The organism is Gandjariella thermophila (assembly GCF_005405885.1).
GTDB lineage: Bacteria > Actinomycetota > Actinomycetes > Mycobacteriales > Pseudonocardiaceae > Gandjariella > Gandjariella thermophila.
In genome coordinates this window covers 133,492-145,284 of record NZ_BJFL01000004.1, presented here as the reverse complement: position 1 = coordinate 145,284, position 11,793 = coordinate 133,492, and the positions used below count along the sequence as shown (strand labels likewise).

The window sequence follows — 11,793 nt, the reverse complement described above, 5'->3', positions numbered from 1 at the left end:
GCTTCGGGAGGTGGCAGACGGTGGCGACCAGGTCAGCGGTCGCGGAGCCCGTGTCAAGCGGGCCAACGGATTCCCCAGGGGATCCGGTGATCGAAGGTCGGGGGCTGACCAAGGTGTTCGGTTCGGATGACCGTTCTGGACAACGGAGGCGATGGCGCCCGCGCGGCGCCGCCGGGCAGGCCGGACAGCGGGTGGTCGCCGTCGACGGGGTGAGCTTCACGGTCAACCGCGGCGAACTGTTCGTGGTGATGGGACTGTCCGGCTCCGGCAAGTCCACCCTGCTCCGCATGGTCAACCGGTTGGTCGAGCCGACTGCCGGCGAGTTGCTCATCGAGGGCCGCGACGTCGCCGCGATGAGTCCCCCCGAACTGCGCGAGCTGCGCAACCGCAAGGTGAGCATGGTCTTCCAGCACTTCGCGCTGTTCCCGCACCGCACGGTGCGGCAGAACGTGTCCTACGGTCTGCGGGTCCGCCGGGCCGCCGAGGCGGAGCAGAACGAGCGCGCCGAGTGGGCGTTGCGCCAGGTCGGCCTGGAGAAGTGGGGGGAAAGCCGGCCGGACGAGCTGTCCGGCGGCATGCGGCAGCGGGTCGGGCTGGCCCGCGCGCTGGCCACCGACGCGGAGATCCTGCTGATGGACGAGCCGTTCAGCGCGCTGGACCCGCTGATCCGCCGGGATATGCAGGACCTGTTGCTGCAGCTGCAGCACGAGCTGCGGCGCACGGTCGTGTTCGTCACGCACGACCTGAACGAGGCCATGCGCCTCGGTGACCAGATCATGGTGATGCGCGGCGGCAAGGTCGTCCAGCTCGGCACCGGGCAGGAGATTCTCTCCGCGCCGGCCGACGAGTACGTCTCCGACTTCGTGTCCGATGTGGATCGTTCGCGGGTGCTGACCGCGGGCACCATCATGCGGGAGCCGGTGGTCACCGCCGGCGAGCAGGACAGCCCGCAGGAGGTGCTCGGCCGGCTGAGCAACATCGAGGCGTCCGCGATGTACGTGCTGGACGCCGGCGACCGGGTGCTCGGCGTGGCCGACGAGGACCGGCTGGCGCAGGCGGCCCGCGGCTCCGTCGTGTCGGTCGGCGAGTGCACCAGCGACGACTTCGCCAGAGTCGGGCCGGAGACCCCGCTCATCGACCTGTTCCCGGTGGTGGGCAAGCACCGCGTGCCGCTGGCGGTGACCGACGACGGCGGTCGGCTGCTCGGCGTGGTGACCAGGGCCGCGGTGCTGGGCGCGCTGGCGAACCCGGAGAGGGCGGCACATGTCTGACCTGCTGAACTTCGACATCGGCCAGCCGGTCAACGTCGCGATCGACTGGCTGAAGAGCCACCTGGGACCGCTGTTCGACGCCGTGTCGGCGGTGATGGTGGAGCTGATCAACGCGGTGCTGTTCGTGCTGACCGCGCCGCACGCGATGGTCGTCACCGCGGTGTTCACCGTGCTCGCGTTCCTCGCCCGGCGGTGGGGCTTCGCCGTGTTCACCCTGATCGCCTTCCTGCTCATCCAGCAGATGCAGCTGTGGACCCAGGCGATGCAGACGCTCGCCGTGGTCATCGTCGCCTCGGTGATCGCGGTGCTGATCGGCGTGCCGGTGGGCATCTGGGCGGCCCGCAACGCCACGGTGAGCAACGTGGTGCGGCCGATCCTGGACTTCATGCAGACGCTGCCGGTGTTCGTCTACCTGATCCCCTCGGTGTTCCTGTTCGGCATCGGGGTGGTTCCCGGTGTCATGGCCACCACGGTGTTCGCCATCCCGCCCGCCGTGCGGCTCACCGAGTTGGGCATCCGCCAGGTGGACAAGGAGGTCGTCGAGGCCGCGCTGGCCTTCGGCACCAAGCCGCGCCAGCTACTTCGCGACGTGCAGATGCCGCTGGCCATGCCGTCTATCATGGCCGGCGTCAACCAGGTGATCATGCTGGCGCTGTCCATGGTGGTGATCGCCGGCATGGTCGGCGCGGGCGGCCTGGGCGCCGTGGTGGTGCAGGGCATCAGCACCCTCGACGTCGGCGTGGGCTTCAAGGGCGGCCTCGCCGTTGTCTTCCTCGCCATCTTCCTCGACCGCGTGACCAACTCGCTGGCCACGGCACGGCGGCCCGCCGGCTCCTGGCTGCCGTGGCGGCCTAGGAAGGGTCCCCAGACGCGGCCGTCCGAGGCGGGTGCCCAGCGGGCGCCGCTCGGGGCCGTCTCGTCCTGACCGCCGACGCAGCTTCCCCCGCGGAAGCGGCAGTCAAGCACCGCCGATGCTTCTTTCCCGCGGCGGCTGTTATCGATACGAAGGAGATGGATCTGGTGTTCGTGACCTCTCGACGGGGGAGGATGGTCCTGGCCGGCGTCATCGCCGCCGTGCTCGCGGTGGTGGTGGGCTGTAGCGGCAAGTCGGCAACCGTGGGGGGCACGGGGGGCGACAGCAACTCGAAGTCCGTGACACTCGCCGTCGTCCAGGGCTGGGACGAGGACATCGCGGCCAGCTACCTGTGGAAGGAGTTGCTGGAGCGCAAGGGCTACCAGGTCAACCTGCAGCAGCTGGACATCGCCAGCACGTTCACCGGGCTGGCGAACAACCAGGTCGACGCCTACCTCGACGCGTGGCTGCCCAGCACGCACCAGTCCTACTGGGAGAAGTTCGGCAGCAAGCTCAACGACGTGGGGTCCTGGTACAGCCCGGCGGACCTGGTGCTGGCCGTGCCCAACTACGTGCAGATCAACTCGATCGACGAGCTGAAGGGCAAGGCCGGCCAGTTCGACGGCAAGATCGTCGGTATCGAGCCGGGCGCGGGCGAGATGCGGATCGCGCGCAACAACGTGCTGCCGGCCTACGGGCTGAACGGCGAGTACCAGCTCGCCGAGGGCAGCACCCCGGCGATGCTGGCCTCGCTGGACAGCGCCATCAAGGAGAACAAGCCGATCGTGGTGACGCTGTGGCACCCGCACCTGGCGTTCACCAAGTTCCCGATCAAGGTGCTGCAGGACCCGAAGGGCGCCTGGGGTAAGCCGGACGAGCTGCACTCGGTGACCAGCCAGAAGTTCGCCCAGAGCAAGCCCGACGTGACGGGCTGGCTGAAGAAGTTCCACCTGGACGACCACCAGCTCGGCACCCTGGAACAGCTCATCGAGCAGAAGGGCAAGGGTCACGAGCAGGACGCCGCCAAGGAGTGGTTGAACCAGAACCCGCAGGTGGCAAGCAGCTTCACCGGCTGAGCAACGGCGCGAGGCGGCCGGGCGTCGAGGCATGCGCACCGGGGCGGCCGCGGCGCGCCCGCCGGGCTACACCGCCCGGTCGGGCGCGCCGGCGCCGGTCGAAGGGCCCCCTCCGATGCGGGACGTCCCGGCGGGCGCGCTCCGGCGGCCCGGCGGCGCGGTGTCAGCCGGCGAAGTAGCCGAGCTGCGCGGAGAGCTCCCCGGCGGCGGCGCTCATGGTGGGCACGATCTGCCGCAGTCGCTGCCGGGACAGGCGGTAGGCCGGCCCGCTGGCGCTGAGCGCGGCGATCACCGAGCCGTGGCTGCCGCGCACCGGCACGGCCACCGCGTGCAGCCCGACCTCCAGCTCCTCCAGGGAGACGGCGTACCCGTCCTTGGCCGCCCGCTCGATGGTGGCCAGCAACTCGTCGACGTCGGTGATCGTGCAGGGCGTGTAGCTGGGCAGCGGATCGCTGAGGATCCTCTCCCGCTGGCCGGGCGACATCGCGGTGAGCAGGATCTTGCCGCTGGATGTGGCATGCAGCGGGGTTCGCCGGCCGATCCAGTTCTCTGCCGCGATGGCGGCGGTCGCGCGCTCCTGGCTGACGTTGATGGCGGCGCCGTCGTCGGAGACGGCGATGTTCACCGTCTCGCCGAGTTCCTCGGCAAGCTCCTGGCAGATCGGGTGGCCGAGCTTGGCCAAGTCCATCCGGCCGGCCACCGCCCCGGCCAGTCGGACCACGCCGAACCCGATGGCGTACTTGCCACGCTCGCTGAGCTGCTCCACCAGCCCGCGCGACTCCAGCACGCTGACGAGGCGGGACACCGTCGACTTGTGCACCTCCATCTCTCTGGCCAGTTCCGTGATGCCCAACTCGCCGTGGGTCGCCAACAGCTCGAGCACGCTGACGGCTCGGTCGACCGACTGAACGAGGGCGGGCGAACCCCGGCCTGTGCCATCTGTGTTGCCCATGACGCAACTCTAACCGCTAAGAGGACCAAACCTAACCCCCGCGCGGAAGGTTGTCCCCGGGGCGCTCGACTGGCCCGGCCGCCGGCCTGCTCAGCGCGCATTTCGCGCGGTGGAACGGCATACCAACACACTGTCCACAGAGGACTCCTCGCCGAGCGCTCCTCACGCCGCGCAACTTGGTGGTGCAGAACGACTTGGCCAGCGCCGCCGTGTCCAGCCACACCGGACCCGCCGTGCGGCTCGGACAGTGCGAACGCGCCGATCCACTCGAGCCCGCCCCATCTCGGCGGCCAGCGGGCCTTCTGCTCCGCGGAGCCGGGTGCTTCCTCGCACACGGGTCCGATCGCCGCGACGCCGGCCGGGTGGGGCCGAGCGAGCGGATCGGGGCGCCGGTGCTGGCGGCGGTGCGGCCCTGGGACCACACCGGCTATGTGGACTGTGCCAGTACCGCCCAGCTGTTCGGCTTCGCGCTGTCGGCCTGCCGCGCACCCCGCTGCCGGTTGCCGCTGCCGGCCGAGCCCTCCTCGCGTACCGGCCGGTCAGCCGCTGTTCTCGGCACGGCCGGCCCAGTCCCGCGCGAGCCGGCCGATCTCCGCCGCTGCCGTGGCCGGGTCGGCACCGCGCCCGACGGCCACGCCCAGCAGGTAGGCGGTCAGCGGGGCGGCCGGCCGGGCCACCGCGTGCGCGACGTCCCTGGCCACGTCGAGCACCGCGGTCTGGTCCAGCACGGCCGGGTCCAGCGCGAGTTCCTCGGCGACCCGCCGGGTCCAGTCGTCCAACACGCTCATCGCGTTCCTTCCTGTTCGCGGGTCCGCCACCATGATCCCGGTCCCGGCACGGACCCGCCGCTCGGGTGGGCGCGCCGATATGGCAGCGGTGGCGGCGAACCACCCGGCGTAGTGGGCCTTCCCCGGGCGTTTACCCGGCGAACCACCGGCAATGAACCGGGGGTGGGGTTCACCGGATGAGGATCGCGATGGTGTGCGACCGCACCGGCCCACCCGCTCCGCACCAGGTGGGGGCGACCGGGCGGCGGAGCGGGCACGTCGCCCAGCTCGCCGCGGCCCTGGCCCGGCAGGGTCATCGGGTCGTCGTCCACGTCGCCGGCGAGCAGCGGGAACGGTCGCTGGCGGACGGGTTCGAGGTGGTGGGCATTCCGGTCGGCGCGGTGGAGCCGGGGGAGGGGGCCGTGGCCGGCGAGCCACCCGGCCACCTCGGCCGGTTCAGCGAGGGGCTGGCCGGCCGGTGGCGGCGGGACCCGCCGGACGTGGTGCACGCGCACGGTTGGACCGCGGGCCTGGCGTCGGTGCTGGCGGCCGCCGTGGCCGAGGCTCCCGTGGTGCAGAGCTACCACGGGCTGGCCGCGGTGCCCCCGCCCCGGCAGCGGGCCCGCGAGGCCGCGCACGGTTCCCGTGCCGCGCCGCGGGCACGCTGGGAACGCATGCTCGGGCGCCGGGTGGCGCACGTGCTGGCAAACTGCTCGGACGAGGTCGCCGTGCTGCTGCGGATGGGCGTGCCGCGGACCCGGATCACGGTGGTCCCCGACGGCGTCGACCTCACCCGGTTCAGCCCGCACGGTCCCGCCGCCCGGCGGCCCTCCGGCCACCGGCTGGTGGCCGCCGCCGGCGACCCCGCGCCGGCCGCGGGGCTGGACACCGTGGTCAGCGCGCTACGTGGGCTGCCGGAGACCGAGTTGCTGATCCTCGGCGGGCCACCACCCGGCCGGCTCGCCGAGCATCCCGAGGTGCGCCGGCTGCTCGGGCATGCCGGAGCGACCGGGGTCGCCGGTCGGGTGCGGCTGGTCGATCCCGTCCCGGCGGAGCGCCTGCCCGCGCTGCTGCGCTCCGCGGACGCCGTGGTGTGCGTGCCGTGGTACGACCCGTTCGGCACAGTGGCGCTGGAGGCGATGGCCTGCGGGCTGCCGGTGATCGCCGCCGCGGTGGGAGCGCTGGCGGACATCGTGGTGGACGGCGTGACCGGGTTGCACGTGCCGCCGCGCCGGCCCGACCTGCTCGCCCGCACGGTGCGCGGGCTGCTCGCGGACGTCGGCATGCGGTTCGCGTACGGCGTCGCCGGCCGCGACCGGGTGCAGTCCCGCTACTCGTGGGACCGGATCGCGGCGGACGCCGCGGCCGTCTACCGCCGGGTGGCCGGCGAGGCCGACCGTGCCGCCTCCGCCGGATCGGTGGGCAACTTACCCGGCCGCGACGCGTACCCGAACCACCGTGCCGGCCTGCGACGACCGCAGCTGCACGAGGTCACACAGCTCGTTCACCAGCCACAGTCCCCGGCCGTCCGGCTGGTCCCGCAGCGGGCGCCGCCGGCCGACCAGCGGGTCGGCGATATGGCCACGGTCGCGCACCTCGCAGACCAGGGCGCCACCCTCGCACCACAGCAGCAGCACGCCCCCGCCGCCGCCGTGCCGGACACTGTTCGTGGCCAGCTCGTCCACCGCGAGTACCAGCTCGGTCGACCGGTCGCCGGTCAACCCGGCCCGCTCCGCCATCCGGGCCACGGCCCGGCGCACCGCGCTGAGGTCCGCGCCGGTGAAGGCCAGTTCCTCGCGGGCCGGCGGCGGCTCCGGCAGCGGCTGTTCCAGTCCGGCCAGCGCGGCCGGGGCACCGGCGTAGCGGTCGCTCGCTCGGTGGTCGCCGTCGCCGCGCACCAGCGGGTGGTGGCGGCAGCTCCGGTCGATCACCTCCGGGGCCAGCGCGGTCACGTCATAGGGGCACAGCAGTGACCACGCCGGCAAGTCCGCGAACGCCAGGTTGAGCAGTGCCTCGTGACGCTCGCACTCGACCAGTTCCGCCGGGCTGCGTTCCGCCCAGATCGGCTCCCCGATGCCCCGCACCCGCCGGTCCGGCATGCAGTGCTCGGTGACGAAGTCCCGCCAGACCGAGATGATCCGCGCCGGGTTGCGGCCCACCGTCGTCATGTCCTCGAACCGGACCCGGTCCGCGTCCGCGCCCAGCTCGGCACGCAGCATGTCGATCTTGTCCGGGGGGACCGCCACCAGCATCGGCTCGTCGCCGGCCAGCCCACCCTGGATGAACGCGAGGGCCCCGCGCAGGAACTCGGTCCGGTCGGCGTACAGCAGGGCCTCGTGGCGAAACGTGTCTTCGGATGATGATGGGGGAGAAGCCGTGGTCAATGCCATCGCCTCGTACGTGCTGAGCAGCGCCGCTGGCAGGAACGTCCCGGTCGGCCCGGCCAGGCGATCAGGGGCCGTGAAAACCGGCCGCGGCGCTCAACGCTCCCGTCATGGCCTCCCTCCCACTCGTCACGCGGTAACCATCGTGCTCCGGCCACCGGTGGCCGTACCTCGCCGCTCGGTGGCCTGGACAGCGAGGTACCCCCCACCATGTGCGGCAAAACCCGTTCGCTCAAGTGCGCGCCCGGGACCGCGCCCACCGGCGCCGTCAGCCGGGCCTGCCGGCAACAGGCCCGGCTGAGCCCGTCAGTCGGCGGCGCGCTGCTCCTCAGCCAGGAAGTGGGCGATCTCCCTGGTCGCCTTGTACAACTCCCGGTAGCGCCGGTAGTACGCCTGGTAGCGCTCGGCGCGGCCCGGGTCGGGGCGGATCACCTCGATGATCGGGTTCCACCGCTCCGGGTCCACCTCCTGCCCGGTGGCCACGGCGGCGAGCAGCGCGTCGCCGTAGGCTGCGCCCACCGTCTCGGCCGGCACCTGCTGTTCGGTGCCGGTCACATCGGAAACGATCCGGGTCCACAGGCCGCCCTGCGCGCCGCCGCCGACCGCGACGATCCGGCGCGCCGCACCGCCGGCCTCGCGCATCGCCTCCAGGTTGTGCCGCACGCCGAACGCGGTGCCCTCCAGGACCGCGCGGTAGATCTCGGCCCGGGTGTGCCGCATGGTCAGCCCGGCCAGCACGCCGCGGGCGTCCGGGTCGAACAGCGGGGTGCGCTCGCCGGCGAAGTACGGCAGCAGCAACAGCCCCCGGCTGCCGGCCGGCACCTCACCCGCCTCCCGGACCAGCTCGGCGAACTCACCGCCGACCAGCCGGCGCAGCCAGTCGGTGATCGCGCCCGAGGTGGCCATGCCCGCGGCCAGCGTGCGGGTGCCCGGGAACACCCCGCAGGTGCTCCACAGCCCGGGGTGCGGCCGGGGTTCGCGCAGCACCTGCACCAGGAACATCGTGGTGCCGTACATGAGCATCGCGTCGCCCGGACTCCGCACGCCCACGCTGGTGGCCTCGGCCCAGGCGTCCACCGTGCCCGCGGTGACCGGCAGCCCGGCGGGCAGCCCGGTCTCCCGCGCGGCCGCGGCGTCGACCTGGCCGACCACCTCGGTGGGCCAGGCCAACTCGGGCAGGGGCAGGCCCGGCGCGACCCGCTCCGCCCACTCCGCCGACCACGCTTCGGCCGGCAGGTCATACATCGGGTCGCACTGGCTCGCCGAGTGGTGGTCCAGCACGTACCGGCCGGTGAGCCGGTACACCAGGAACGAGCTGGCCATCAGCAGCATGCGGGTGCGCCGGTACACCTCCGGCTCATGCCGGGCCAGCCACCGCACCTTCGGCCCGACCGCCTGGCTGGTCAGCGGCGAGCCGCCACGTTCGAGCACGGCGGCCGCGCCGAGTTCGGCGTCCAGCTCGGCGATCTCCGCGGTGGCGCGGGTGTCCACGCCGTAGAGGATCGCCGGGCGCAGCGGCTTGCCCGCCTCGTCGGCGGGCAGCAGGCACGGCCCGATCCCGCTGAGCCCCAGACCGGCCAGCGGCCGGCCGTTCGCGGCGGCCACCAGCTCCCGCGTGATCGCGAGGAAGTCCTGCCACCACACGGTTTCCGCGTCGTGTTCCACCCAGCCCGGGTGCGGCGTGGACACCTCGTGCGGCCGCTGCGCCCTGGCCACAATGGTGCCGTCCGGCTCGACCAGCACCCCCTTCGAGCTGGACGTGCCAATGTCCACCCCGAGCAGCAACCCGCCGGCCATGCTCAGCCCCGCGTGAACTCGTCGACGGTGACGCCGAGCAGCTCGCAGGCCGCCCGGACCTCCGCGCGCCGGTCACCGGGCACGGCGTGGATGTGGTTGGCGCCGAACCGGGACAGGAAGTCGTCGGCCGGCGCGTCCAGCCGGGCGAAGGCGTGCGGCCACTCGAAGGTGGACTGCCGCATCAGCGTCTCGTTGGTGGCGTCGTCGTAGTTCTCGAACTCGCCGAGCATGAGCTGCATCCGGTACGCCCCGTCCCGGCGGGTCAGCCGGGCCAGGGTCATCTGGCCGGGCGCGGCGAGGTGATGCACGGAGGCGCCGCCTGCGGGGAAGAAGAACACCTCGGGGTAGAGGTGCACGCGGCGCAGGTTCTCCGCCGGGTCGTCGCTGCGCGCCGCGTACCAGGTGGCGTGCTGCCCGGAGTTGCACAGGTCCCAGATGTCCCGGTCGGCGTGGTAGTGCCGGACGTCGGCGAACAGCACCGGCGTGCCGGCGATGTGCTTGAGCAGCTGCATGGTCAGCGCGCCGTCCATGTCCGCCTCGGTGGCGCACACGTGCGTCTCCTTCGGCCCGTGCCAGTCGTACGGGTCGTTGAGGAACGCCTCGGTGATGTCCATGGTGGCGAAGTACTGGGTGAGCTCCGGCTGGCCCTTGATCCCGGAGAAGTCCAGGTGCCACTCGTCGATCAGCTCGCGCACCGCCAGGTACGAGCGGATCTGCCGCTCCAGCAGTTCGGGGGTGAGCTTCTTACCGTCGTAGTGCACGGTGGCGTGCCGCTCCAGCCACTCCCGGGCGAGCCGCACCTCGGCGGCGTCGGCGAGGTCGGCGCGGCGGACGATCTCCCACTGGTCGATCTCCTCCACGTCCACGCCGAACAGTCGCTGCCACTGGTCGGTGTTGGCCACCGCGGTGTTCATGCCCATCGGCCGGCCGCCGAACCGGCCGAAGGTGGCGCCGCGCAGCCGGGCGACGGCCGCGGCCGCGGTGGCCCGCGCGGTGATCGCGTCGACCAGGTCGCGCTGCTCCGGGTCGCCCCAGAGCCGGGTGTGCGCGCGGCCGATCTGGTCCAGCGCGCCGCCCGCGGCAAGCATGCCGACCATGCCGGGCTGCACCGGGTCGATGTTGGACAGCAGCAGCAGCGGGCCCGGGGTCGCGCCCGCGGCGAGCATGGTGAAGTGCGGGAAGGCCCACACCGCGTAGTGGAAGACGGTGAGGTCCACGCCCGCCGCGGCCACCTCCCGCGCCACCGACGTGGCCAGCGTGTTCGAGCTGACCACCTGCTTGCCCCGGACCACCTCGTGCCCGGCGTCGGCGAGCCGGGCCACCAGCGTGTCCTCGGTGCGCCGGATGAAGTCGACGATGCCGTCGTGCACGTAGTCCCGGCCGTCGGAGAAGCTGATCACGCCGATGCGAGCCACGCCGATACCTCCCTTGGCAAGGCCGGACTCGTCGAGGGCCGGCAGCCAGCGCCGTCGTCGCGCGCGCCCGGAGTATGTCGAGAAATCGGTTTCTTGACGCTATTCTGGGCATACCAGCGTGTCAAGAGGCCGATCGCGGCCAGCCACCGTCCGGTCGACCCCCGCCGGACCCCGCGACCCACGCAACCCGCGGCCCGCCCTGCCGGCACGATGGCGGCGCGCGGGTGGGGAGGAAGGGAGGGGCCGGATGGCAACCATCAGCGACGTGGCCGCGCGGGCCGGTGTCTCCCCGGCGACCGTGTCCAGAGTGCTCAACGGGAAGTCCACAGTAGACCCCGGGCTGGCCGAACGGGTGGTCGCCGCGGCCAGGGAGCTGGACTACCGGCCGAACGCCTTCGCCCGCAACCTGCGCAGGCAGGCCAGCACCGTACTCGCGCTGATCATCGCGGATGTGGAGAACCCGTTCTTCACCGCGATCGCCCGCGGCGTGGAGGACGTGGCGCAGGCGTCCGGCTACTCCGTGGTGCTGTGCAACGCCGACGACGACCCGGCCAAGGAGCGCCGGTACGTCGACGTCGCGCTGGCCGAGCGGGCCGCCGGCGTGATCATCTCGCCGGCCGGCGTGCAGACCGACGTCGGCGCGCTGCTGGAGCAGTCGATCCCGGTGGTGGCGGTGGACCGGCCGCTGGCCGCGCCGGCCGGCGACACCGTCCTGGTGGACACCCGGCTCGCCGCCCGGCAGGCCACGCTGCACCTGGTGGAGGCGGGCTACCACCGGATCGCCTGCGTCACCGGCCCGAGCGGGGTGCGCACCGCGGACGACCGGCTCGCCGGTTACCGGGACGGGTTGCGCGCGGCCAAGCGGCGCAGCTCGGCGGCGCTGGTCCGGCGGGCCGACTACCGGGCCGCCGGGGCTCAGCGGGCCACGCGGGACCTGTTCGACCGGCCGGAGCGGCCGGACGCGCTGCTGGTGGCGAACAACGCCATGGCGATCGGCGCGCTGCAGGCACTGGCGGAGCTGGGCCTGCGTCCCGGCACCGAGGTGGGCGTGGTGTCCTTCGACGACGCGCCGTGGGCGCCGCTGGTGGTTCCCTCGCTCACCGTGGTCTCCCAGCCGGCGTACGAGATGGGCATGGTGGCCGCCCAGTTGCTGCTCGCGCGGATCGCGGACGGCAGCCGCGAGCCGACCACCACCACGCTGAGCGCCCAGCTGATCGAGCGGGACAGCTCCCGCCGCGGCTGATCGATCGAGCGCGCCGGAACCCGCGGCGCGCAACC

General features: G+C 72.9%; 9 protein-coding genes and 1 pseudogene. 5 read left to right on the top strand and 5 right to left on the bottom strand.

Annotated features, from left to right (window positions below):
• Positions 1 to 86: 86 nt before the first annotated feature.
• From FFT21_RS06475 to FFT21_RS06465, 3 genes are all read left to right on the top strand, one after another.
• Positions 87 to 1,271 (top strand): quaternary amine ABC transporter ATP-binding protein, encoded by a 1,185-nt coding sequence (locus FFT21_RS06475; RefSeq protein ID WP_225978139.1) that lies wholly within the window; start codon positions 87 to 89, stop codon positions 1,269 to 1,271.
• Positions 1,264 to 2,196: an ABC transporter permease gene (locus FFT21_RS06470; RefSeq protein ID WP_137812845.1), complete on the top strand. Its 933-nt coding sequence runs from the start codon at positions 1,264 to 1,266 to the stop codon at positions 2,194 to 2,196. The genes FFT21_RS06475 and FFT21_RS06470 overlap by 8 nt, the downstream gene beginning before the upstream one ends.
• Positions 2,197 to 2,291: 95 nt before the next feature.
• Positions 2,292 to 3,200, top strand: coding sequence for a glycine betaine ABC transporter substrate-binding protein (locus FFT21_RS06465; protein WP_225978138.1), 909 nt, complete (start codon positions 2,292 to 2,294; stop codon positions 3,198 to 3,200).
• Between the two features lie 163 nt (positions 3,201 to 3,363).
• On the opposite strand, the gene FFT21_RS06460 is transcribed toward FFT21_RS06465, so the two are convergent.
• Positions 3,364 to 4,152 carry an IclR family transcriptional regulator gene (locus tag FFT21_RS06460; protein WP_137812843.1) on the bottom strand — a complete coding sequence of 263 codons (789 nt, stop codon included), beginning with the start codon at positions 4,150 to 4,152 and terminating at the stop codon, positions 3,364 to 3,366.
• 539 nt (positions 4,153 to 4,691) lie between these two features.
• Positions 4,692 to 4,940: a DUF6457 domain-containing protein gene (locus FFT21_RS06455; protein ID WP_137812842.1), complete on the bottom strand. Its 249-nt coding sequence runs from the start codon at positions 4,938 to 4,940 to the stop codon at positions 4,692 to 4,694.
• A 176-nt stretch (positions 4,941 to 5,116) separates the two neighbouring features.
• Between FFT21_RS06455 and FFT21_RS30660 the strand changes: the two are divergent.
• Positions 5,117 to 6,265 (top strand): annotated as a pseudogene (locus FFT21_RS30660) (glycosyltransferase); the annotation flags it as partial.
• Positions 6,266 to 6,346: 81 nt separating this feature from the next.
• On the opposite strand, the gene FFT21_RS30655 reads toward FFT21_RS30660, so the two are convergent.
• From FFT21_RS30655 to FFT21_RS06430, 3 genes are all read right to left on the bottom strand, one after another.
• Entirely contained in the window at positions 6,347 to 7,309 is a 963-nt protein-coding gene (locus FFT21_RS30655; protein WP_225978167.1) for an anti-sigma factor RsbA family regulatory protein, read from the bottom strand.
• A gap of 300 nt (positions 7,310 to 7,609) precedes the next feature.
• The gene (locus FFT21_RS06435; RefSeq protein ID WP_137812841.1) at positions 7,610 to 9,100 is read right to left on the bottom strand and encodes an FGGY-family carbohydrate kinase; all 1,491 of its coding nucleotides are present in this window, start codon (positions 9,098 to 9,100) and stop codon (positions 7,610 to 7,612) included.
• A 2-nt stretch (positions 9,101 to 9,102) separates the two neighbouring features.
• Entirely contained in the window at positions 9,103 to 10,515 is a 1,413-nt protein-coding gene (locus FFT21_RS06430; protein WP_137812840.1) for an L-fucose/L-arabinose isomerase family protein, read from the bottom strand.
• A gap of 247 nt (positions 10,516 to 10,762) precedes the next feature.
• On the opposite strand from FFT21_RS06430, the gene FFT21_RS06425 reads away from it, so the two are divergent.
• On the top strand, positions 10,763 to 11,758 hold the full coding sequence (locus FFT21_RS06425) for a LacI family DNA-binding transcriptional regulator (RefSeq protein ID WP_137812839.1): 996 nt from the start codon (positions 10,763 to 10,765) through the stop codon (positions 11,756 to 11,758).
• Positions 11,759 to 11,793 lie beyond the last annotated feature (35 nt).